Source organism: Yeguia hominis, from assembly GCF_014384705.1.
Taxonomy (GTDB): Bacteria; Bacillota; Clostridia; order Oscillospirales; family Acutalibacteraceae; genus Yeguia; species Yeguia hominis.
The window spans coordinates 51,767-75,941 of record NZ_JACRSN010000006.1 but is presented as its reverse complement, the minus strand read 5'-3'; the positions used below and the strand labels follow the sequence as shown (position 1 = coordinate 75,941).

Genomic DNA, 24,175 nt, shown 5'->3' with positions numbered 1-24,175 from the left:
GTATTTTTAAAATGAGTACGCTATTATTATAGCCAGATTCAAAAGAATTCGCAAGAGCAGGAGGCTGCCCTATGAATGCCCCAGGCATGAGTCAAAAAGAATTCCGCAAACGCCTTTGGACGCTTGTGCTTCCGATTTCCTTCCAGCAGTTCATGCTGTCGGCCGTCAGCGCGGCGGATGCCTTTATGCTCGGCGGCGTCAGTCAGGACGCTCTCTCGGCTGTGTCGCTGGCAAGCCAGGTTACGTTCGTGATCAATATGGTCGTGGCGGCGCTGACCAGCGGCGTGTGCATTCTTGCCGCGCAGTATTGGGGCAAAGGCGACCGGCGGACGGTCGAAAAAATCTTCGCCTATGCGCTGAAGCTGAGCGTCTCGGTTTCGCTTCTGTTTACCGTTGCGGCGCTGGCGATTCCCGAAGTTCTCATGCGGTTTTTTACGCCGGATGCCGGACTGATTGCACAGGGCGCTTCCTATTTGCGGGCGGTTGCCGTTTCGTATCTGCTCAGCGGCATCTCCCAGATCTATCTGTGCATCTTTAAAAATACCGACCGTGCCGCCGCGAGTATGCGGATCAGTTCCGTGTCGGTGGTGCTCAATATTGTACTCAATGCCGTCCTGATTTTCGGATTGTTCGGTGCGCCGCGCCTGGAAATCCTCGGCGCCGCCATTGCAACGGTCGCCGCGCGGGTCGTCGAATTGCTCTGGTGCGTGCTGGAAACCGCACGGAAGGATCGCGTGCGCTATTGCATGGCGGATCTTCTCCATACGCAGCCGTGGCTCCGGTCGGATTTCTGGAAATATGCATTGCCGGTGCTCGGCAACCAGATTGTCTGGTGCTTGGGCTTTACCATGTATTCCGTCATCATGGGCCATCTCGGCTCCGATGCGGTGGCGGCCAATTCCATCGCCAATATCGTCAAAAATCTTGTCTCGTGCTTTTACTGCGGGCTTGCTGCCGGCGGCGGGATCCTCATCGGAAACGAACTCGGCCGCGGGGCGCTGGATACCGCAAAGCATCTCGGCTCGCGTCTTTGCCGGATCGCCCTTCTGGCCGGCGTGATTTCCGGTGCGGTGACGGTTGCGCTGACGCCGCTGGTGCTCTGGGTTGTGGATCTGAGCGTTGCCGCGCGGGGCTATCTGATCTGGATGCTGGTGGTCTGCTTCTTCAATATGATCGGGCATTCCATGAATATGATGACCATTTGCGGCATTTTCTGCGCCGGCGGAGACTCGAAATTCGGTCTCAAGTGCGATATCGTCATCATGTGGTGTGTTTGCGTGCCGCTGGGACTTTTGACAGCGTTTGTGCTGCACTGGCCGGTGATCGCCGTCTTTGCGCTTTTGAATCTCGATGAAATCATGAAGCTTCCGGCCGTTTACCGGAACTATCAAAAATACAAATGGGTCAAAGACCTGACAAGAAAGGAAGATCTGACATGACGGAAGACGAGCGCAAGGAAAAAGGACTGCTTTGGTGCGATACCGGAGAATATTTTGCGGAACAGGCGCGTGCCAAGGACCTGGCGTATGCGTTTAACCACCTTCCGCCGTCCCAGAAGGCGAAACGGGATGAATTGCTCCATGAAATTTTTGCCTCTGTCGGGAAAGACGTCTGGATTGAGCCGACGATTTCGCTGGCGCGCGGCAAAACCGTCACCATCGGGGACGGCGTCTATATCAATTCCAATCTCACGCTGATCGATGACTGGAAAATCACGATCGGCAATCATGTCCTCATCGCAACCGGCGTGACCATCTGTACAACCGGCCATCCGCTGCATTATGAGGCGCGCCCGAACGGCGAAATGATCAGCAAACCGGTCGTCATCGAGGATTGGGCCTGGATCGGCAGCAATGTCGTGATTATGCCGGGCGTCACGATCGGGCGCGGGGCCGTCGTCGGCGCGGGCAGCATCGTAACGAAGGACGTTCCGCCGATGACCGTTGCGGCCGGAAATCCCTGCCGCGTGGTTCGCGAGATTACCGAAGAGGACAAAACGCGCTACCGCCGGGATCTCTAAGATTTGTTTGGTTTTGTTCTGCATTCGCGTTTTTCGCCGTGAAAACGGCTTTTTATGGCTTTCTGAAAACGCAAAACAGCCGCCCTTTTTGGCTTCGGGCGGCTGTTTTGTGCTTTTTTATGGTGAGAATGATGCGCTTATTTGATTGGCCGGGCGCGGAAGCGGCGATTGTGCCGGTTCGCAGGCGAAGAAATTTAGTAAAGAAAGCCAGTTAAAAAACTACAGCATGGCGAAAGTTCCCTCTCGCGTCCAGCACGTTTCCAGAACGGACAAAACTACCGGCGCGATGGAACACACTGCGTGTGCGCGCCTGTACTGTTGGAAGAATGCGGCCTACCCGAATACAAGAAGCCGAAAATGTTTTTTTAAAATCTGCAGAAAATTTGCGGCGGGCAATCAAATAACAGGCGGAACGTACGGCAGTCGTGACTTTTGACTTTTGCAAACAGAGAGTGGATAGCGAAGCAAAAATTAGCCGCGGAACGGTAGGCACGACCTCCCGCGTCCAGCGGGTTTCCAGAACGGACAAAACCACCGGCGCGATGAAACACACTGCGTGTGCGCGATGGAACACACTGCGTGTTCAGAACGGAGAACCCTTTCAGAGCGGAAGATCAGAAAAGAAAAGCCGCAGAACGGTAGGCACGTCCTCCCGCGTCCAGCGCGCCACGGAATGAATGAAAACTTCCGGCGCGACGAAACACGCTTTGCGTGCTCTCGCGTCCAGCGGATGTTCAGAACGGAGAACCCTTTCAGAGCGAAGATCAGAAAAGAAAAGCCGCGGAACGGTAGACGCGACCTCCCGTGTCCACGATTCTTACAGAACGGACAAAACCACCGGCGCGATGAAACACACTTCGTGTGCGCGGTGGAACACACTTCGTGTGCGGAACGGAGAACCCTTTCAGAGCGGAAGATCAGAAAAGAAAAGCCACTGAACGGTAGGCACATCCTCTCGCGTCCAGCGGGTTTCCAGAATGGACAAAACCACCGGTGCGATAAAACACACTGCGTGTGCGCGGTGAGAGACACTGAGTGTGACAGAAAAACAGATTTTGATTTTGTGAAAGTGGGCGCAGAATGGACAAGCTGCGGAACGGCAGGGGCGACCTCTCGCGTCCAGCGCGCTACGGAATGAATGAAAACTTCTGGCGCGACGAAACACGCTTTGCGTGCTCTCGCGTCCAGCGGGTTTCCAGAACGGACAAAACCACTGGCGCGACGAAAGGCACTCCGTGCCCGCGGTGGAACACGCTACGCGTACTGCGGAAAGGCGGCTGGCCGACTCGCGTAGACAAAAAGATATTTATGAAAATCACAGAGAATTTGTGATCGGCAACGCGGTTTATTTTTTTCAGATTGAGCAGTGCGCCGACGTAAAAATCAGAAAGCCACTGAACGGTAGGCACATCCTCTCGCGTCCACTGTACCACAGTACGGAGTAAACTCCCGGCGCGACGAAAGGCACTCCGTGCCCGCGACGAAACACGCTTTGCGTGCTCTCGCGTCCAGCGGATGTTCAGAACGGAGAACCCTTTCAGAGCGGAAGATCAGAAAAGAAAAGCCGCGGAACGGTAGACGCGACCTCCCGCGTCCACGATTCTTACAGAACGGACAAAACCACCGGTGCGATAAAACACACTTCGTGTGCGCGGTGGAACACACTTCGTGTGCGGAACGGAGAACCCTTTCAGAGCGGAAGATCAGAAAAGAAAAGCCGCGGAACGGCGTGCACGACCTCCCGCGTCCACGATTCTTACAGAACGGACAAAACCACCGGCGCGACGAAAGGCACTCCGTGCCCGCGATGAAACACACTGCGTGTGTGCAGCAAAAGCCCCGGCTGATTTATCAGCCGGGGCTCCTGCCACCATTCTGTTTTCTATGACGAACAATCGTTATACGCGTTTCGGGTTGTCGATGACAACGGGCTTGCCGTCTTTTTCGACGATGAGCTTCTTGTAGCCGAGCTCTTTGATGATGCCGTAGTTATGGCCGGCGTCGCCGCGGAACGCAAAGAATGTGATCAGCGGGGTCTTGCCGGTGTTGATGCTGCGGTGCGCCCAACGCTTCGGGCAGTAAACAGCTCCGCCGGGCTTGAGGGGAACAGCGTCCCAATCGCCCTCGGGATTTTCTTCCATCATGTAGCCTTCGCCCTGCAGGCAGATGTAAACTTCTGCAGTCTCGAGGATGGTATGGAAATGACCGTTGGTCATGAAATATTCGCCGCCGACTGTGCCGGGGTAAACAATGCTCGTGCCGAATGCGATGTCGCCCGGAAGCTCCGGTGCGCCGAGCTCATAGAACTCGTAGACCAGCTGGTCATTTTCCGCCTGCATTCTTGCGCGGGCTTCTTCGTCGTTGTACATGCCCTTCATGCTGGAAAGATACCGCTTGGAGGACGGATACTGCTGGCTCAGACCGTTGATGAGGTCAAAGTCAATGCGGAACGGAAGATCAAAATTAAATGCCATGATGATTTCCTCCTACTTATTTCGTTAAAAGCCGAACTTATTTGCGGGTTTCAAATGCGATGCGTTCGCACTTGTTGAGGGTTTCGCCGACGATCGGAATATGGAACACCTCAGCGACAACCTGCGTCCAGCCATGGATGAAATACATCCAGCCGTCCTCGATGGTGAGGTTGCGGGATTCCTTCTGCTTCTCAGCCTGGTGCATGAAATCGAGTTCGCCGCGGTAGTTGATTTCCCAAACGAGCGCGTTCTCCGGGAAAATGCCGTTATCGGTGATCGGGGAGCCCGGTGCGTCTTTGCCGAGGCCGGTCGCGTTGACGACGAGCGAATACGGCGGCAGTGCTTCCATGGTCTTGTCGTTGCCTTCCGGCGTGGGATTATGGACAAATGCAAACTCGGTGGCCTTCTCGCAGTCCTTGAGCTTTGCTTTTGCATCCTCAAGACGCGGGGTGGAGCGGTTTGCGATGGTGATCTTCTTCGGGACGTTCTTGCCGTGATCCTTGCGGGTGAAGTACATGCTCATGGCAAGGCTGGAACCGCCGGCGCCGAGCAGAAGAACTTCCGCTTCCGGATGGTCGATCCAGTGATTCTCCGGCACGAAGCATTCGAGCGCCAGACCGCTGGAGATCGGGTCTTTTGCGTGACCGATCAGCTTACCGTCTTTCTTCGAGATGGAGGAAATTTCCTCGAGCGCCTCAGCATAGGGATCGAGCACGTCGAACATATCCTTGCAGGCGTTGAGCAGGTCAAGCTTGTGAGTCGTAACGAGAGCGCCTTCGGAAAGCGGATCGTCACGGATAAAGGCGACGGTCTCACGATAGCACTCACGCGGGCCATGGATCGGCAGATCGATGCCCTTGATGCAGACATCCTTCAGGCCAAGCGCTTCTTCCGCCCAGCGGGGGAAAACACGCATGATGGAGGATTTCTCAGTGGTAACGCCGATGAAATAGATGGTGCGTTTGTCGGCAGGTGTAAAATTCGGCATAAGGATAATCACGCTCCTCTAAAAATTTGACAAGAGTTCAGAAGACCAGGAAATCAAGGCTCGGCTCGCTCTGCAGCGTTTCTTGTTCCAAAAGCCGGTGGGGAAGTCGCCGGCATGCATCTGCACGAGGAACCGTCAGCCCAATTTCCGTCTGTACTATTATTATAAGGTCAAAGCATTATGATGTCAAGATGTAATTACAAATTTTCATTGACATTGCATCATGCGGATGCTATAATAAAATACGGAAAAACGAAGTGCAAACCGAAATTTCTAAAACTTTGTAAAATTCAGCTTGCCGCGCGGCTGTTTTAACACGCGGCCCCCTGTCCGGCGTCTGTGCGGATCTACGCCTGTATTTCATATTATATTATGGAAACGGCCGGCGGGACGTGAAGGAGTCAACATGAGCAGTGTTATGGATCGAATCAGCGCATGCGGCATTGTGCCGGTCATCAACCTCAAGAGCGCAGACCAGGCGGTCCCGCTCGGACGCGCGCTTCTTGCGGGCGGCATCGATGTGATGGAGATCACCTTCCGCTCGGACGCAGCCTGCGCTTCCATCAAGAAGGTCTGTGAAGAGCTGCCGGAGGTTCTGGCAGGCGCCGGTACGGTAACGACCTGTGCGCAGATTGACATGGCGATTGAGGCCGGCGCGAAATTTATCGTTTCTCCGGGCCTTTCCGTCAAGCTGGTTGAATATGCCCAGAAGAAGAACATCCCGATCCTTCCCGGCACGGTGACGCCGTCTGAGATCCTCACCGGTCTGGAGCTCGGCCTCGATACCTTCAAATTCTTCCCGGCCGGACAGTACGGCGGCATCAAGACGATGAAGGCGCTGAGCGCACCGTACGGCGGCATCAAATTTCTGCCGACCGGCGGCGTGAATGCCTCGAACCTCGCAGAGTATCTTGCGTTTGACAAGATCATTGCGGTTGGCGGAAGCTGGATGGTCGACAAGAAGCTGGTTGATGCCGGCGAATTCGAGAAGATCACCGCAATGACCAAAGAAGCGACCGATATCTTCCATTCTGTCCGCGGCTAAGCGTTTCTCCGAAAGAATCGCTTGACTGTGCGCCCGGTGTTTGCTATAATGCAATAATAGGGCGGTTTGCAAAATCAGGTTGTGCGCCGGTTTTGAAAACAGAAAATCGAATCTTTGTACCGCCTCCGCTTTCGCGTGGAGGCGGTTTCCTTTTTTAACGGACTGATGAGGAGGCATCCCATGGCTGCGGATGGAAAGTTTTTAATCGATAAAGAGAGCCCGATCCCGCTGTATTACCAGGTCAAACAGTTCCTGGTATCGAAAATCAAGGCGAAGGAGTATTCCCCCGGGGACGCAATCCCGACAGAGTCGGAGCTTTGCGAGATGTTCGGTGTGAGCCGTCCGACAGTACGGCAGGCGCTTTCCGAGCTGGTAAACGACGGCCATCTTGTGCGCATGAAGGGCAAGGGGACGTTTGTGGCGTATCCGAAAATTGACGCGCGGTTCTTTAAGAATCTGCAGTCCTTTAATAAGGAAATGCGCGAAAAGGGCATGGAGCCCTCCACGCGCGTGATCTGTATCGAGATGCGTACCGACGAGACGGCGGCGCAGATTTTGGGGCTTCCGGCGGCAAGCCCGCTGATTTATCTTGAGCGGCTGCGCTATGCGGACGACATGCCGATGGTGTATCTCGAGACCTATTTGCCCTATGAGCGGTTCAGCGCGCTCTACGAGGTGGATTTTTCCGTCAATTCGCTCTACGAGTCGCTTGACCGGCTCTATGGGCTGCCGATTTATAAAGTGCGCCGGAATTTTGAGGCGGTGCTGCCGACAACCAAGGAGGCCGGGCTGCTCGGCATCAAAAAGACCCAGCCGATCTGTTTTGTCACAACGATTGCGACCACCGACCAAAACGAGGATGTGGAGTATTCGCTGGCGCGCTATCGCGGCGATATGAACAAGTTCAGCATTGAGCTTTACCGCGAACCGTAACCGCGGCAGAATTTACGGACGTACCTGCGGCCGGGTCCATGTCGGACCGTCGGCGCGGTTCGATCTGCACAGAGCGGTTGACACTTGCGTTTTTTGCGCGGAATGCGCCGATCTGCTGTTTTTGTGAAAATCCAGAACCTGATCCAGCGGATCCTTGCGGTGCGCTGGATTTTTTTATCTTTCGGCGCTTAATATTAGGTTTCTTTCATTGTTTTCCGTTTAGGAGGTTCATACGAATGCGTGTCCCCAATTTTACAGAAGGGAAAATTCTTTCGCCGCTTGTGCGCTTTGCGCTGCCGGTGCTGCTGGCGCTGTTTTTACAGACGATGTACGGCGCGGTGGATCTTTTGGTGGTCGGACAGTTTGGAAATGCCGCAGATGTTTCCGCGGTTTCCACCGGCAGCCAGATGATGAATCTGGTTACCGTCATGATTACCGGTCTCTCGATGGGCGTGACGGTGCTTGTCGGCCAGAAAATCGGCGAGCAAAAGCCGCAGGAGGCAGGAGACGCTGTTGGCAGCGGTATTTGCCTGTTTGCAGTGCTGGCGGTGTGCATGACTGCGGTCATGATTTTTGCGGCAGAGCCGTTTTCACGTCTGATGCAGGCGCCGATGGAGGCGCTTTCCGGCACCGCGCTTTATGTGCGGATCTGTTCGGCGGGCATGATTTGTATTGTGGCATTCAATGTTCTCGGAAGCGTATTCCGCGGAATTGGAGATTCCAAAATGCCGCTCATCACGGTGGCCATCGCCTGCGGGGTCAATATCGCCGGGGATCTTCTGCTGGTCGCCGGGTTTCGGATGGGAGTAGCCGGCGCTGCGCTGGCTACGGTTTTGGCACAGGCGGTCAGCGTAGTGCTGTCGCTGGTGATTATCCGCCGGCGCGGACTGCCGTTTCCGTTCTCCAGAAAGCAGGTGCGGTTCCACGGCGCGACGATCCGCAGAATTCTGGGGCTTGGGATCCCCATTGCGCTGCAGGATTTTCTGGTGAGCATTTCGTTCCTTGTCATCATGGCGATTGTCAACTCCCTCGGACTGATTGCCTCGGCGGGCGTCGGCGTTGCGGGAAAACTCTGCAGTTTTATCATGCTGGTTCCTTCGGCATACATGCAGTCGATGTCCGCATTTGTTGCGCAGAATATCGGTGCGAACAAACCGGATCGTGCGAAAAAAGCGCTGTTGTACAGTGTTTTGACCTCGCTGGTTTGCGGAATTCTCATGGGATATCTTTCGTTCTTCCACGGCGATTTTCTGGTTTCGCTCTTTGCGCGTGAAACAGAGGTCATTGCTGCCGGATGGTCCTACTTGCGCGCGTATTCGATTGACTGTCTGCTGACCTGCTTCCTCTTTTGCTTCATCGGTTATTTTAACGGCCGCGGAAAGACGGTGTTTGTCATGGTGCAGGGACTCGTCGGTTCATTCGGCGTGCGGATTCCGGTCTCCTATGCGGTCAGCCGGATGGCAGGCGTTTCGCTGTTCCAGATCGGGCTCGCGACGCCGGCTTCTTCCTTCGTGCAGATCGTGCTTTGTCTGATCTATTATCTGCTGCTTGTCCGGCCCCGCAGACACGAAGTGTCTCTCACCGCGCCGGAGGGGTAATTCATTCTGTGGTGCAGTGGACGCGGGAGGGGGCTTCTGCCGTTCTAGGGCTTTCTTTGTCTGCAGATCGGTAGCACAATCGAAAACCCGCTGGACGCGGACACGAAGTGTCTCTCACCGCGCCGCACGCGCAGCGTGTTCCGTCGCGCCGGTCGCTTTCTCCGTTCTGGAAGCATAGTAGACGCGGGAGGGAGCTTTCTCCGTTCCGCAATTTTTTGATTTTTGTGCCGGAAGGGGGCTATTCTATGGCTTTTTTACTTACCGGCGAACTGGCGCAAAAGAATAGACGCGGACGCGGACACGAAGGATCTTTCATTATTCCGCAATTTTTGTTTTTTGCATCAGAGGGTTTTGTCCGCTTTGTAGGACATTCGGCCGCAGAGGATCTCCATTCTGCGGCTTTTTGTTTTTTGAGCCTGAAAGAATCGGTTCAGCTGCGAGCGGACGCTTCTGCCGTTCTAGGGCTGATTTTAGCTTCCTGCATTCGGGTTGGCAGCATTCTCCCGGCAGCCCGGGCGCGGAAGCGGCCAATTGTCCCAATTGGCCTGGGTGCGCGAATGCGCACCGGCCGCGTGCCGGAGGCGTGGAGAATAAAACAAAGCTGTCTTGTTTTCGGCGGGTGTTTGTAAAAGCGGGGGGCTTTCAGACGCGGCGCTTCCGCGCTCGGTTTGCCGGGAGAATGCGGAGAAGGATCCATTCTGCAAATCAAGATAGGATGGCGCATTACCACATCATAAATTTCGCGGATGCTTTTACGCACAGCGCAGTTTTGCACACAGGATGTGTGCGCTTTTTTCTGCGTTTTGCTTTGGGCGATTTCCGCGAAAGAGCCTTTTTTCCCGGGAATCGTCAGGAAACTCTTGTTTTTTTTGCACTTTTGTGTTAAAATATTTTTGCTAAGATCACATAAATCACGTTAATAGTAACACTATATTTGTTAAATTCAACATACATATAGCCATTCTGTTGTGATCTTGTGAAAAAGCTTGGAAGGGAAGGAAAATTGCAGATGGAGAACCAGAAGAAAGAATTCCTCATGCAGAAGGCCCGTCGGATCCGCGCGCTGACCGTAGACGAAATCGCGCACCTCGGGCAAGGGCACATTGGCGGCAGCCTGTCGATCGTCGACGCGCTGGCAGTGCTCTATTTTGATGTCATGCACATCGATCCGAAAAATCCGCAGATGGACGATCGCGACCGTTTTGTGCTCTCGAAAGGACACGGCGGCCCCGGCCTCTATGCGACGCTTGCAGAACGCGGATACTTTGACGTGGAAATGCTCCACACCCTCAACCAGCCCGGCACGCTGCTGCCGAGTCACTGCGACATGCTCCGCACACCCGGTATCGATATGACCGCCGGTTCGCTCGGACAGGGCATCTCCTGCGCGGTCGGTATGGCGAAGGCTGCGAAGATTTTCGGAAAATCCTACAACGTGTACTGCATCATCGGCGACGGCGAGAGCCAGGAAGGCCAGGTCTGGGAAGCAGCGATGGCTGCCGCACAGTGGAAGCTCGACAATTTCTACCTGTTCCTCGACTATAACAAGCTCCAGCTCGACGGCTATATTGCGGACATCAATGCCTGCCCGAATCCGGCGGAGCGCTGGTCTGCATTCGGATTTGACACGCAGATGATCGACGGCGGAGACGTCGCGGCAATCGGCGATGCCATCGAAAAGGCAAAAACGGTCAGCGGCAAACCGCACATGATCGTCCTCGATACCATCAAAGGCGCTGGCGTACAGTTCGTCATCGACGCGGCGCCGGGCAACCACAGCATCAGCGTCAGCGCTGAGCAGAGAGACGAAGCGCTCAAAGCGCTCGGACAGTAAGGGAGGGGACGCATTATGGCAAAAGAAATGCGCGCGGTACTCGCGCAGGCACTGATCGATCTCATGGAAAAGAATGACAAAGTTGTCGTCCTCGACGCGGACCTTGCGAATGCGGACGGCATCAAAAAGGTCTTTAAGGCGTTCCCGGAGCGCGGCATTGATGTCGGAATCTCCGAGCAGAACATGGCCTCTGTTGCGGCTGGTATGGCGGCAACGGGCGCGCTTCCCTTTATCGTCACCTTTACGCCGTTTGCAACGCGCCGCATCTGCGACCAGATCACGATCTCGATCGCCTATGCAAAGCGCAACGTCAAGATTATCGGCACCGACCCCGGCATCACCGCAGAGCTCAACGGCGGCACGCACATGAGCGTGGAGGACGTCGGTGTGCTGCGCAGCATTCCGGGCATGGTGATCTTTGAGCCGGCAGACGGCGAAGAGCTGGCACGCGCAATTCCTGCAATCGCAGAGTATGACGGCCCGGTATACGTTCGAGTCAAGCGGAAAAATCAGGATGATGTCTACGAAGAGGGCAAGTGCAACTTTGATCTCTTCAAGGCGGACATTCTGCGCGAAGGCAAGGACGTTTCGCTCTTTGCCTGCGGCATCATGGTAACAGAGGCGCTCAAGGCGGCTGCGCTGCTTGCAGAAGAAGGCATTTGCGCAGAAGTTGTGAACGTCCACACCATCAAGCCGATCGACGCAGAAACCGTTGTGGCATCGGTCAAAAAGACCGGCTGCGCAGTGACCTGCGACAACCACAATGTCATCGGCGCGCTCGGCAGCGCGGTTGCAGAGACGCTGGCGAAAGAATATCCGGCGCCTGTCGAGATGATCGGCATGCAGGATCGGTTCGGCCAGGTCGCAAAGCTGCCGTTCCTGATCGGCGAATACCAGATGACCGCAGAAGACATTGCAGCTGCGGCCAAAAAGGCGATTGTACGCAAATAAACAGGATTCCATAGGATGAATCGGGCTCGGGCGGGTGTTACAAAACTGCCCGGGCTTTTTTATCATCCGTGCTGGAAAATCAGCACTTGAGAACCGGCGTTTGAAAACCGGCGCCGGGGCACGGTGAGACAGGCGCGGCCGGCTCAGGAAATTTCATTTTTCTGTCAGGGCGCGCAGCGCTTTTGGAAAATATGGGTCTGGGGTTGCTTCCGGCAAAGCGGGTTTGCCCGGAATGCCAAACTCGCAAAGACAATCAGAGGGGTTTTGAAATCGGGATATTCGGTGTCCGCAAGAAAGACGTGCAAACGCCGGCTGCGGGTACCGCTGTGATGTGGAGGAGGGCTTTTATGAAGAAATCCATCGTACGCACACTTGCGCTGTGCCTTGTGGTGCTGCTATTGCTGACGTCCTGTTCGCTGCTGCGGGATCCGAACGCACAGCCGTATTCGGCGGAGCTGCTGGAAAAGACGCTGGCGGCGGCGATCAGCGTGCAGTCAGAAGAAGTGTCTCTGGTACTGGAGCTGACAGAGGACATCGATACGAAATTTAGCGAGGACATCGACCGCCTGATGGAAGAACAGTATGCAATCGGACGGTACATCTCGGAGGTCAGCTGGATGCGTACCGGCGGCTGGTGTTCACAGCATGTGACCTTTACGATCCGCTACCAGACGGATGCGCCGCAGCGTTCGCTGGTACTCTCTGCGGACGGAACGCCGAACACGACGGAATTTTCCAAAGAGGCAGTGTGTGCATGGATGGCTGACCTGATTGCGGCGGACGTGCAAAGCGGCGTGCTGCTTTTTCCGGCGGGAACGGATGCGAAAGCGGCCGAACAGGCGGCGCTTGACGCCATGCAGGAGACGCCGGAGGGCGCTTATTCGCTGAATTCCATCGAGTACACGACATCGGACTACGGCGACTGCATGGAACTGGCGGTATGGCTTTTCTACCATGACCGCGACGTAAAGGTCGCGGAGATGGCGGTTGCGCACAACCCTGATGAGGTTGTCAAGGAAATTTGCAGCGCGTGGGAAGGCGGCGCGTCGAACCTCTGGCTGCGGATTCTGGACACGTCTCCGGAGGAAATCGATGCTGCACTTTGCGCGGCCTATCAAAATACGCCGGGCAGGCTTTTGCCAGTCGAGGCAACGACGACAGAGTATTATCCGGACCCGTCGGCGTTTCCCGGCGATCTGATTGTGAAGTTCGGCAGCGAATCGAAATCTCTGTACGCAGAGGATATGGCGCCGTACGAAGCGGAACTGCGCGGTGCAGTCAATGAGGCCTGTATCGAAATTCAGGAGACTGCCGGAGCAGATGCAGACGAGGAAGCGCTTTGCCAGGCCATTTTTGATTATCTCTGCGAGAATGTCGAGTATGATGATGTGCTTGCCGGGCGGGTGGGGGCAGAGGAAGCCTTTACAGAAGCAGATACCTTGCGCTATAGCGCATACGGCGCGCTTATCGAGGGCGAAACCGTTTGCGCGGGATACGCGTATGCGTTTCGGCTCTTGTGCGACCAGATGGATATTCCGTGCTGGGTCGTGGTGGGCGATGTTCCGAACGGCCTGCACGCCTGGAATCTGGTGCACCTTGAGAGCGGAACCTGCTGGGTGGATGTGACCTGGGGCGATACCGGCGAGGACGACGCCTACGCGCTGTTCGGCGAATCGTTCTTCGACGAACAGGGGTACAGCGTGCAGGAGGGATATTATCTGCCCTGGGAGGTCCCCGCAGCCTAACACACAGAGTGTGTCTCGTCGCAGGCACGAAGTGTCTTTCATCGCGGGCACGAAGTGCCTTTCACCGCGCACACGCAGTGTGTTTTATCGCGCCGGAGATTTTCTCCGTTCTATACACGCGCTGGACGCGAGAGGACGTGCCTGCCGTTCCGCGGCTAATTTTTACTCGCCGTCGCATAGAAGTTTGCATTGCTCTGAAAATGCACTGGACGCGGGAGCACGCGAAGCGTGTTTCATCGCGGGCACGAAGTGCCTTTCATCGCGCCGGAACTCTTTTCCGTTCCGTGGCGCGCTGGACGCGAGAGGACACCTCGTCCGTTCCGCGGATTTCTGATTTACCGCTCTGAAAAGTTTCTCCGTTCTGTGAGCCGGGCGGACGCGAGAGGGGGCTTCTGCCGTTCTAGGGCCTTCTGATTTTCCATGCCGCAGAGGTTTACCATTTCGCGGTTTTTTCTGCGCTTTTTGCGGTGGATTGCATGCGGAACGTTTCGCTGTGCGGCGTACTCCTTTCCTGTGCGGGACGTTCGGCGGGTGCGTTTTTGGTATACGGAACGTGGCGGTTTGGAAATATGCGGACATCTTTGTTCTGTGCAAAGGTGTCCGCTTTTTTGTCTGGAGGGTCAAGATGCGTTGTACCGGTCAGAGATTCGGTCTTTTTTCGGCGGGATCGGCAGGGTCTGGCGTGAAGCGGGAAATATTCCGGAACAAGCGATGAACTGGGGAGACGGGCTTTTTTAGGGCAAAATTGCCGAAAGTGCGCTCCGCTTCTCCGCAGGCGCCGTGGCACGGACGCCGGTTTGCGGGCAAACCGGCTTGGCCACACGCGGCTTCGCGGCGTGTGGCGACCGCGCGTCGATGCGCTGGGGAGCGTGTTGCGCAGATTTTCCGAAACGCGCGGTTTGTCCGTGCCACGGCGCCCGCGGAGAAGCTGCTGATGGGAGGCGCGAAGCTGCAAAGAAGCGGCTTTCGGGTGCAGACCGGAGTTTTTGGGCGGCAGTGTGTAACTGGCCTTAAAAGTCTGCAGCCTGGGCGCCTGCGTTTTGGCGGCGGGCAGGTTTTTGTGCGCAGATAAAAAACAAAATAAAAGCGGCCCGGCTTCCGTACTATCCGGAAACCGGGCCGATGCAGACCGACGCGAAGGAGAGTGACGATGAAACGGGATATCACGAGGAGATCTTCGCGCCGTTTGCTGATAAAAATGGAAAAGATGCGCGAATAGAAAGGCGCGCCGCAAAAATTCTTTATTTTTGATTGGATTTTTCGAGATCGGCAGGCAAATTGTCGATGGCGTAGGTAAGACACTGATTGATGAGCGCGCTTCTGCTGATCTGAAATTCCAGAGCAAGCTGATCGATTTGTCCCAAAAGCTCTGCGGGAATCCGGATAGTAATGGCTTCTTTTTGATAATTTTTTGGAATAAAGGAGGACATCCGGCTCACCTCAGCTTCTATTTTACTGCACATGGGTTCTAAAAAATAGATTCTTTTTCCGCATACAAAATGCATGAAAAAATAGAATACAATTAAGATGTGTTATGCGCGATGAATTCATACTGTATGTTTACATTATATAATGTAATAGTCTGTATGTCGAGAGTAAAAATGCTTCATTATATAATCAAAACATTAGATAATGGAGACATACAATATGATTAGATTAAATGTACTTGCACTTCTTGAACAAGAAGGCAAAAGCAAATATTGGCTTAGTAAACAGTTGGACATGAGTTATCAAAATTTTTTGAAAATGATTCAAAATGAAACGAAATCCATTCAGTATAAAAATATCGAAACGCTATGCCAGGTTTTGCATTGCAGTCCAAACGAACTTTTCGTGTTTGATTGGCAAGAAAAAGAGGCGTAAATAATATAGAACGGTAGAGGCACCCTCTCGCGTCCGCTCAGCCACAGAACGGAGAAAATCTCCGGCGCGGTGAAAGACACTTCGTGTCCGCGGTGAAACACGCTGCGCGTCCGCGGTGAGACACACTACGCGTGTGCAGAACGGAGAAAACCGCTGGCGCAGGAGATCAGAAAATCGCGGAACGGGAAAGCCCACAGAACGGTAGGCATGTCCTCCCGCGTCCATTCGGCCACAGAACGCAGAAGATCCCCGGCGCGATGAAAGACACTGCGTGTCCGCGGTGAAACACACTCTGTGTCCGCATTCTCCAGCAGCCCGGGCGCGGAAGCGGCCAATTGGGTCCTATGGACCAAATTGGCCTGGGTGCGCGAATGCGCACCGGCCGCGTGTCGAAGGCATGGAGAATGAAACGAAGCTGTCTCGTTTTTGGCGAGTGATTGCGAAAGAGGAAGTCTTCAGACGCGGCGCTTCCGCGCCCGGGCTGTTGTGAGAATGCTGCCCATCCGAATGCAGGAAGCCGAAAATGTTTTTTAAAAATCTGCAGAAAATTTGCGGCGGGCAATCAAACAACAGGCGGAACGTACGGCGGGCAATGCATTTGACTTTTGCAAGCAAAGAGTGAATAGCGAAACAAAAATTAGTCGCAGAACGGTAGACGTGGCCTCTCGCGTCCGTCTGGTCAAAAAACGGAGAAACTTTTCAGAGCGGTAAATCAGAAATCTGCGGAACGGACGAGGTGTCCTCTCGCGTCCAGCGCGCCACGGAACGGAAAAGAGTTCCGGCGCGATGAAACACGCTTCGCGTGCTCCCGCGTCCACGATTCTTACAGAACGGAGAAAGCGACCGGCGCGACGGAACACACTACGCGTGCGGAACGGCAGACGTGCCCTCTCGCGTCCAGTGCGCCACGGAACGGAAAAGAGTTCCAGCGCGACGGAACACGCTACGCGTGCGGCGCGATGAAAGACACTTCGTGTCCGCGGTGAAACACGCTACGCGTGCGGAACGGTAGACGTGCCCTCTCGCGTCCGCTCAGCCACAGAACGGAGAAAATCTCCGGCGCGGAGAAAGACGCTGTGTGTCCGCGGTGGAACACACTGCGTGTGTGTTTACAAGAAATGAGAGATGTGGTATAGTAGTATTGCTTGCAGAATGCCGTGCCGGTATTTTGCAAAACAGCGCGAGGTCGCGCGGTGTGCAGAGTGGCGCATCGTGCGCGAAGAGGGAAGCCCGTGCAATTCGGGCGCAGCCCCCGCTGCCGTAACGGGCGACTGAAAAAAGCAGGGACGCTTGTGCGTCCGGCCACTGGCCGATTGGCCGGGAAGGCGTTTTTTTCGGGACGACCCCGGAGCCGGAAGACCTGCCCCGATGCTGTGACGCTCCCCTTTCGGCGGGAAAGGGCGGAGCTGGTATAAATCTGTATGGCCTGCGCGCTTCGGATTGCAGCGCTTTTTCGGCGTACCCGGAACTTTTCAGGCTTGCAGGGCTTCCCGCATTTTGCGGGCTTTTTTTATGCGCTTTTGCTGTTTTGAAGTGGTCGGCGCACTGTGCGGACATCTTCAGGCATTGCGGATGAAAAAGCGCGCGTTCCCCGAATGGGGGATTTCATTACGGCCGCAGAGTCCTTCTGCGCCAAAGGAGTGGAAGCAAATGAAACAAACCAAACGCATGCTCGGATTGCTGCTTGCGCTGGTCCTTGTGGCGGCAATGTGTGTCTGCCCGGTCAGCGCAGCAGAGGGCGAGAAGACCGTCACGGTACGGGTTGAGCTGATGGATTCGACGCTCATTCCGCCGACCGAGGTCACGATGCCGGCAATGCATCAGACCTTTGCCGACTTCGGAATGTCGGAGACGGACCCCGGCTTTGACACCCCGATCCACGCGCTCGCGCAGTATCTCGTCCAGGAGGGCTACAGCGAGGCGGAGGATGTCTACGAAATCCTGGAGGTCAGCTACAGCAACCTTTCCTCGATTTTGTATACTTATGCAAACGGCGACGCAGCGCCGGATTCCTCGCACTTCTATATGTTCATGGTCAACGACCAGTACCCGACGCCGGAAGGCAGCAGCTATGGCTATAACATGGCGGATTGCCCGATTTCGGACGGCGACGAGATTGTTGTCTATGCCATGAACTATCCCAATACTGCGTTTTATGCCTATTTTGAGACGCAGTCCCTGACGGTGGAGGCCGGGGAACCTGCATCGCTTCGGCTGATGGGCCAGAGCGTGTTCGGCGGAACGGGCGCTCCGGTTTCGGGCGCAAGCCTGATTCTCTCTTCGGACGGCGCTTCCCCGACGATTCCTTCCGGCATCACGACGGCGGCGGACGGCTCCGCGCAGGTCGCGTTTGACACGCCGGGCGTCTATACGGTTTCGGCCTCGCGCGCGGACATTTCGCGCCCGAGCGCAACCATTACGGTCACGGCGTCGGATCCGGACGCCGATGCGCAGTATGTGCAGGCGGATCTCGCGGCGCTGACGGTGCCGAACCGCACGAAAACCGATCTGACGCTGCCGACGATCGGCAAAAGCGGCAAAACAGCGGTTTCCTGGACTTCCGACAAGCCGGACGTCATTGCGGCAGACGGCAAGGTCACGCGCGGGGAAACGGATCAGACCGTTACGCTGACGGCGGTGGTCAAAAAGGCCGGCGCCAGCGAGACGCGTACGTTCCAGGTCCTGGTGCCTGCAGCCTCTGCTGCTCCGGCATCCTTAAAAGCAATTGTCCCGTCCGCCGGAATGCTCGACTTTTCCGCGGATGTCAAATCGTATCTTGTAAAGCTGCCGATCGGCGTTGCGGACGTGACGCTGACCCCGCAGTCCAGCGACGGCTCCGATGTCACGGTGACGGGCGGCGCTGCTGACGGGAAGGGCGGCTATGTCGCAAAGCCGGGCGAGACCCTCGCGTTTGCTGCGGAGGACGGCGTTTCCTATACGGTAGCGGTCGCGTCGGCGACGGCGCTGGATGCAGAATGGCCGCAGTACCGCGGCGCGGCATCCGGTACGACCGGTGCAGAAACCGCACGCAGCGAAAAAGAAGCTTCGCTCAAATGGGCGGCTGCTCTCAAGGACGCTTCCGCCTGGGAGACCGGTGTTTCGGATCCCCTGCTGATTGACGGAAAGACGTATCTTGCGGTCGGCAAAAACCTGTTTGTGCTCGATGAGAACGGAAAAACAGTGCAGAGCGCTGTGCTGGCGGCTCCGATCGGATATACATCGCGTCCGGTTTATGCGGACGGCCTGATTTTTGTCCCGATTGCAGGCGGCGCGGTGGAAGCGCTCTCCGCGGATACGCTCACGCCGGTTTGGGTTTCGGCGGATTATCAGACAAAAGAAGACGGAGAAGCGCATCAGTCGCTTTCTTCGCTGCTCTATCAGGATGGAAAACTCTACGGCGCGACCGCTGCGGCAGACTGGACGTCTTCCTATGACGGCGTGGTGTTCTGCCTCGACGCGCAGACCGGTGAGACGGTCTGGACATATACGCCGGGCGGCACCGGGTACTACTGGGCCGGTGCGGCGATGGTAAACGGCGCGATTGTAATCGGAGACGACAAGGGAGACCTTGTTTCGCTCGATCCGAATACCGGCGCACTGCTGGACAAATGGAATGCCGGCGCGCGGATCCGCTCGACGGTTGTCGCAGATGGCGGCCGGGCGTTCGCGGTTTCGGCTGACGGAAAACTCCACCGCATTGCGGTCGGCAAAGACGGCAAATTCGGCAGCGTCAGCAGCGTTTCCTTTGCGGCAAGCAGCACCTCTTCGCCTTCCATTTTGGACGGCGTGCTCTATGTCGGCGGCGCACAGAGCGCGGAGCAGAACTATGCCGGCGCGGTCTGTGCAATTGATGCGGAGACGATGCAGGTAACTGCGCGCGCAGAGCTGCCCGCAGACGTCAAATCGGCACCGGTCGTTTCCAAAGTCAAGGGCAAGCCGTATGCGTATGTGACCTCCAACACGACGCCGGGCGCACTGTATGTGTTTGATCCGGCGGCCGGTACCGCAAAGGCGGTTTATACGCCTTCCGGCATGCAGGAGAACTACTGCATGGCAAGCCCGATTGCCGGCGCGGACGGCACGCTTTACTATACGAACGACAGCGGTACGCTGTTTGCGATCCGCTCCAGTGTGAAAGACGAGGAGACGCCGTCTTCCAGCGGATCTTCGTCGGAGGAATCGAATTCCTCGAATCCTTCTTCGGGAAGCGAAAATCCGTCGAGCGACCTTTCGTCCGGCGGAGAGAGCAGTGCGGCCTCTGCAAGCGAATCGCAGCCGAAGACCGGCGACGCTGCGCCGATTCTGCTGTACGGAATGCTGCTTCTTGCGGCGGCGCTTTGCGGCCTTGTGCTGCTGCGGATCCGATCCCTGCGGAAAGAGAGTTGACAAACCATGCGCGCTTGTAAAAATTCTTTCAAAATGATGCGGCTACCGCGGCGGGAACGCGTTGCGGCGCTGCTGCTGGCTTTGATTTTTCTGCTGTTTTCGGCATGCGCGGCGCCGGAGAGCGCCTCGCCGCATGCTGAGAGCGGCGAAAGTACCGTTTCGGAATCGGTTTCCGGCGAGGCTTCCGGCCTGCCGGAGACCGCTGCGGACGGGGACGCGTCCGGTGTTTCGGCAGGAAAGCCGGATGAAAAGCCGGATGCATCTTCTGACGGAAACGATGCGGAAGAGGGAAAAAGCAGCAGCGCGGCGTCAAATCCGGAAGAAAATCCTTCCAGTAGCGCTGCGTCTCCGGAGGATTCGTCTCCGGAGCATGGCGGCGCGGAACGCGTCTCTGCGCCGGAATCTTCGTCCAGTGCGGCGCCGAAGCCGGTTTCGACCCCGAAACCGACCCCAAAACCCACGCCCAAGCCGACCCCGAAGCCTACACCGACACCGGATCCGGTCATCTACGTCAGCATTTCCGTTGACTGCGAGACTGCCGATGCAAAAGGGCCGGAAACCGGATACGGCGGATGGCTGCTCGGCGCAACGACCGTGGAGCTCTCTCCGGGCGCCAGCGTGTATGACGCGCTGATGCAGACCGGGCTGACGGTTGGCGCGAGTTCCTCGTCGATGGGGATGTATGTCTATTCGATCGGCGGAATTTCCGAAAAGGACTACGGCGGAAAGAGCGGCTGGATGTACAGCGTCAACGGCAGCTATCCGGGAAAAAGCTGCAGTGCATATACGCTTTCGGACGGGGACGTGATTCAGTGGCGGTATACCTGTAACGGCGGAAAGGATTTGTAAGCTTGAAGCGTCATGTTTTTGAAACATACCATCCTGCGGTGCTGCTGCTGTATCTTGTGGCAGCGGCGGCGCTCTCGATGGTTTCGATGCACCCGGTGTTTCTCGGCATTTCGCTGATTTGCGGGTGCGCATATGCTGCGGTTCTCAAAGGCGCGCGGAAATTTCTGCGCGCCTCCTGGTTTTTTGCGCTTTTTGCACTGGCGGTCGCGCTTTGTAATCCGCTTTTCGGCGGATCCGGCGCGACGCTTTTATTTTATATTGGCAGCCGCCCGGTGACGGTCGAAGCGCTCTGGTATGGGGGCTGCGCCGGTATGATGCTGCTTTCGGTGCTTGTTTGGTTCCAGTGTTGGCAGGAACTGATGACGAGTGACCGGTTTTACTGCCTGTTCGGGCGGATTTTGCCGATTGCGGCGATGACGGTCTCGATGACGCTGCGGTTTATCCCGCTGGTTGCGCGCAGAGGGGCGGAAATTTCGTTTGCACAAAAGGCGCTCGTCGGTCAGCGCGGAGAGGCGGAGCCGATTGCATGGGCCGAACCGGATCCGCCAAACGCGGCGTGTACAGCGATGTGTGCCGGCATGCCGAGGAAGCGGCAAGGGGTGCGCGCTGCCGCAGAAAGCGGCGACCGCGGGACTGCTGCACCGCAGGATCTATGTAAAGCGGACGCAGACGTGCGCCGCGGCATCGAGGAGAAGGCTTCTAAAAAAACGCAAAACAAATTGCGGCTCAAAAACTTAACGGTGCTCGTAGGAATGACCATGGAGGATGCCATTGAGACGGCGGACGCGATGCGGGCGCGGGGATATTCCGGGATGCGCAGAAAAAAAGGCCCGGCGCGTACGGCCTGGCAATCTCGTCCGCTGCGGGCAGGAGATTGGGCGCTGCTGGTGCTTTTCGGCGCGCTGGCGGCGTTTAGTGCAGGGATGATGGCGCTCTTTCGGGCGCGGTTCTACCCGAAAATGGCCATTCCGGCACTTCCGGTTTGGGCGGCTGCGCCCTATGCGTTGCTGCTGCTGTTTCCACTTTTGATAGAGGGGAGGGATCGTCTCTTATGGCGGCGTTTTCGTTTGTAAATTTTTCCTTTCGATATGCCGGCGCTTCCGAGGAGGCGCTCCGGAACCTCACGCTGACGATTCGGGAAGGCGAATTTGTGCTGCTTTGCGGAAAAAGCGGCAGCGGCAAAACGACCCTTTTGCGCCTGATGAAGCCGGAAATTGCGCCGGTCGGAACGGTGTCGGGCTTTTGCGGCCGAAGGGCGCCGGGCAGACGGCAATATCGGCGGGGAGAGCGTCTCTTTTTTGGAAAACGGCATTTCTGTTTGGGGGCGGCGCCCAGCGCGGTCGGGTTTGTGATGCAGGATCCGGACAATCAGATTGTCACTGATACGGTCGGGCATGAGTTGGCGTTCGGGCTTGAAAATCTCTGTATGCCGCCCGCGGTGATCCGGCGGCGGGTTGCGGAGACAGCGCATTTTTTCGGAATCGGCGGGGATCTTTCGCGCCGGACGGATGCGCTCTCCGGCGGCCAAAAGCAGCTTTTGAGCCTTGCTGCCGTGACGGCGATGCGCCCGCAGATGCTGCTGCTCGACGAGCCGACGGCGCAGCTCGATCCGGCTGCCGCTGAGAATTTTCTGGCGCTGCTGCAGCGGCTCAACCGGGAAACGGGCATGACGGTAGTGCTCTCGGTACATGATCTTGAGGAAGTTTTGCCGATTGCGGACCGCGTTTTGTTTTTGGAGGGCGGTGCGCTTCGGGCGGATTTGCCCCCGCGCGCATTTGCCGCGTCTTTGCGCGGAGATGCGTTTGCGGCGGCGCTTCCGGCGGCTTCCCAGCTGCCGACGCTGCCGGATGAGATGCCGCCGATTACCGTGCGGGAGGGAAGAGCGTATCTGCAGGCTTCCTGCGGGGAATGGCTGCGGCGCCCGGATCCTGCAGAAAATTCGCCGGCAGAGAAATCGCCGGGCGTGCAGGAGGCCCTTTTGGTGCGGGATGTCTGGTATCGCTATACGCCGGAGTCGGACTTTGCGCTGCGCGGGCTGGATCTTTCGGTGCGAAAAGGAGAAATTCACGCGGTGCTCGGCGGAAACGGCAGCGGAAAAAGCACGCTGCTGCGGCTGCTTTCCGGCACAGAACGGCCTTCGCGGGGAAAAATTCGGATACAAAAGGGACTGCGAACGGCGCTTTTGCCGCAGTCTCCGAAAATGCTTTTCGGGCAGGAGACGCTGCTGCGCGACCTGATGGAGCTTTCCGGGCAGTTTTCCTATTCGGAGAAGAAAATGCGGGAAATGGCAGAAACACTCGGAATTTTGCCGCTGCTTTCGCGCCATCCGTATGATCTTTCCGGCGGTGAGCTGCAGCGTGCGGCGCTTGCCAAGCTTTTGCTGACGCGTCCGGAAATTTTGCTGCTCGACGAGCCGTCGAAAGGAATCGACGCCTGTTCGAAGGCGGCGCTTGGCGGGTTATTGCGCGCCCAGAGTGACGCTGGGCGCACGGTGCTGCTTGTGACGCATGATCTGCCGTTTGCGGCGGCGCTTGCGGACCGCTGCACGATGCTGTTTGCCGGAAGTGCGGTTTCGACAGCAGAGGGCCGGGCGTTTTTCTGCGGGAACGCCGTCTATACGACGGGGACAAATCGAATCACGCGCGGACTGCTGCCCGGCTGCGTGTTGCCGGAGGATGTGGTGCGCAAATGAGACGGGAGACGGTTTTGAAAATTTTGGAGCCGTGCATGCTGGTGCTGGTGCCGGCAGTGCTCATGATCTGTGCATGGACCGGCGCGGAGTCAACGGCGCTTTTGACACTGCTTGCGGTTTGCGCGGCGCTCGTTCCGTTCTTTCTGCGGTTTGAAACGGAACGCCCGAAACCGCGCGAAATGATGCCGGTTGTGGTGCTTTCGGCGGTTGCGGCGGCTGGGCGGATCTTGTTTGCGGCGGTGCCGAACGTCAAGCCGGTTACGGCGATTGTCATTCTCTGCGGGGTCTGCTTTGGCAGACAGAGCGGATTTTTGTGCGGCGCGCTGGCTGCGTTTTGTTCAAACCTTTTTTTCGGACAGGGACCCTGGACACCGTGGCAGATGTATGCCTGGGGGCTGACCGGTTTTTTAGCCGGCGTTTTGGAAGCGGCGGGTGTGTTCCGCCGGTTTCGCTGGGCGGTGTACGGGTACGGCGTTTTGGCGGCGCTTTTGTTCGGCGTGATTATGGATTCCTGGTACGTGGTCGGATTTGTGACGCCGCTGACGTGGCAAGGGGCGTTGGCCGGGTATGCGGCGGGGGTGCCTTCGACATTGACGCACGCAGGCGCAACGCTCGTATTTTTACTGCTGCTTTATGCGCCGTGGCGGCGGATGCTGCTGCGGATCCGGCTGAAATTCGGCATCCGGTGAGGGCGCTTAATCACATTCTTGCGTGCGACTTTTTATGAAATTGCGATAATTTTGGCAGCTGCAGAGCGGAAACATGCCGCTTTGCAGCTGCTTTTTGGTTAGGCATGT

17 protein-coding genes and 1 riboswitch are annotated in these 24,175 nt (G+C 56.6%); of the genes, 14 read left to right on the top strand and 3 right to left on the bottom strand.

Features of this window, described 5'->3' with window-relative positions; all coding sequences use genetic code 11:
- Positions 1-71: 71 nt before the first annotated feature.
- Complete coding sequence (locus IAG03_RS05425; RefSeq protein ID WP_249318833.1) at positions 72-1,439, top strand: MATE family efflux transporter; 1,368 nt, start codon at positions 72-74, stop codon at positions 1,437-1,439.
- Positions 1,436-2,020, top strand: coding sequence for a DapH/DapD/GlmU-related protein (locus tag IAG03_RS14245; protein ID WP_283243016.1), 585 nt, complete (start codon positions 1,436-1,438; stop codon positions 2,018-2,020). Before IAG03_RS05425 ends, IAG03_RS14245 begins: the two co-directional genes overlap by 4 nt.
- 1,898 nt (positions 2,021-3,918) lie before the next feature.
- On the opposite strand, the gene IAG03_RS05415 is transcribed toward IAG03_RS14245, so the two are convergent.
- Both IAG03_RS05415 and IAG03_RS05410 read right to left on the bottom strand, forming a co-directional pair.
- Complete coding sequence (locus IAG03_RS05415; RefSeq protein ID WP_249318832.1) at positions 3,919-4,494, bottom strand: glucose-6-phosphate isomerase family protein; 576 nt, start codon at positions 4,492-4,494, stop codon at positions 3,919-3,921.
- Between the two features lie 37 nt (positions 4,495-4,531).
- On the bottom strand, positions 4,532-5,482 hold the full coding sequence (locus tag IAG03_RS05410) for a shikimate dehydrogenase family protein (protein WP_249318831.1): 951 nt from the start codon (positions 5,480-5,482) through the stop codon (positions 4,532-4,534).
- Positions 5,483-5,888: 406 nt separating this feature from the next.
- Here IAG03_RS05410 and eda point away from each other — a divergent pair, with 406 nt between their 5' ends.
- From eda to IAG03_RS05380, 6 genes are all read left to right on the top strand, one after another.
- A complete protein-coding gene (gene eda / locus IAG03_RS05405; RefSeq protein WP_249318830.1) occupies positions 5,889-6,527 on the top strand; it encodes a bifunctional 4-hydroxy-2-oxoglutarate aldolase/2-dehydro-3-deoxy-phosphogluconate aldolase in 639 nt (212 codons plus the stop codon).
- Between the two features lie 180 nt (positions 6,528-6,707).
- Positions 6,708-7,460: a GntR family transcriptional regulator gene (locus tag IAG03_RS05400; RefSeq protein ID WP_249318829.1), complete on the top strand. Its 753-nt coding sequence runs from the start codon at positions 6,708-6,710 to the stop codon at positions 7,458-7,460.
- 236 nt (positions 7,461-7,696) lie between these two features.
- The gene (locus IAG03_RS05395) at positions 7,697-9,058 is read left to right on the top strand and encodes an MATE family efflux transporter (protein ID WP_249318828.1); all 1,362 of its coding nucleotides are present in this window, start codon (positions 7,697-7,699) and stop codon (positions 9,056-9,058) included.
- A gap of 1,009 nt (positions 9,059-10,067) precedes the next feature.
- Positions 10,068-10,892 (top strand): transketolase, encoded by an 825-nt coding sequence (locus IAG03_RS05390; RefSeq protein ID WP_249318827.1) that lies wholly within the window; start codon positions 10,068-10,070, stop codon positions 10,890-10,892.
- 15 nt (positions 10,893-10,907) lie between these two features.
- The gene (locus IAG03_RS05385) at positions 10,908-11,843 is read left to right on the top strand and encodes a transketolase family protein (protein ID WP_249318826.1); all 936 of its coding nucleotides are present in this window, start codon (positions 10,908-10,910) and stop codon (positions 11,841-11,843) included.
- Between the two features lie 347 nt (positions 11,844-12,190).
- On the top strand, positions 12,191-13,588 hold the full coding sequence (locus IAG03_RS05380; RefSeq protein WP_249318825.1) for a transglutaminase domain-containing protein: 1,398 nt from the start codon (positions 12,191-12,193) through the stop codon (positions 13,586-13,588).
- Between the two features lie 1,241 nt (positions 13,589-14,829).
- On the opposite strand, the gene IAG03_RS05375 is transcribed toward IAG03_RS05380, so the two are convergent.
- The gene (locus IAG03_RS05375; protein ID WP_249318824.1) at positions 14,830-15,018 is read right to left on the bottom strand and encodes a ribbon-helix-helix domain-containing protein; all 189 of its coding nucleotides are present in this window, start codon (positions 15,016-15,018) and stop codon (positions 14,830-14,832) included.
- A gap of 217 nt (positions 15,019-15,235) precedes the next feature.
- Between IAG03_RS05375 and IAG03_RS05370 the strand changes: the two genes are divergently transcribed.
- The 6 genes from IAG03_RS05370 (at position 15,236) to IAG03_RS05345 (ending at position 24,067) form a co-directional block, all read left to right on the top strand.
- Positions 15,236-15,451, top strand: a complete 216-nt coding sequence (locus IAG03_RS05370) for a helix-turn-helix domain-containing protein (RefSeq protein ID WP_249318823.1) — start codon at positions 15,236-15,238, stop codon at positions 15,449-15,451.
- Positions 15,452-16,618: 1,167 nt separating this feature from the next.
- A riboswitch (cobalamin riboswitch) is annotated at positions 16,619-16,833 on the top strand.
- 268 nt (positions 16,834-17,101) lie between these two features.
- Entirely contained in the window at positions 17,102-19,837 is a 2,736-nt protein-coding gene (locus tag IAG03_RS05365; RefSeq protein ID WP_249318822.1) for an immunoglobulin-like domain-containing protein, read from the top strand.
- Positions 19,838-19,870: 33 nt separating this feature from the next.
- Positions 19,871-20,686 carry a DUF4430 domain-containing protein gene (locus tag IAG03_RS05360; RefSeq protein WP_249318821.1) on the top strand — a complete coding sequence of 272 codons (816 nt, stop codon included), beginning with the start codon at positions 19,871-19,873 and terminating at the stop codon, positions 20,684-20,686.
- A gap of 2 nt (positions 20,687-20,688) precedes the next feature.
- Positions 20,689-21,759, top strand: a complete 1,071-nt coding sequence (locus IAG03_RS05355) for an energy-coupling factor transporter transmembrane component T (RefSeq protein WP_249318820.1) — start codon at positions 20,689-20,691, stop codon at positions 21,757-21,759.
- Positions 21,738-23,378 carry an ABC transporter ATP-binding protein gene (locus tag IAG03_RS05350; protein ID WP_249318819.1) on the top strand — a complete coding sequence of 547 codons (1,641 nt, stop codon included), beginning with the start codon at positions 21,738-21,740 and terminating at the stop codon, positions 23,376-23,378. The genes IAG03_RS05355 and IAG03_RS05350 overlap by 22 nt, the downstream gene beginning before the upstream one ends.
- Positions 23,375-24,067: an ECF transporter S component gene (locus tag IAG03_RS05345; protein ID WP_249318818.1), complete on the top strand. Its 693-nt coding sequence runs from the start codon at positions 23,375-23,377 to the stop codon at positions 24,065-24,067. Before IAG03_RS05350 ends, IAG03_RS05345 begins: the two co-directional genes overlap by 4 nt.
- The last annotated feature ends 108 nt before the right edge of the window (positions 24,068-24,175 follow it).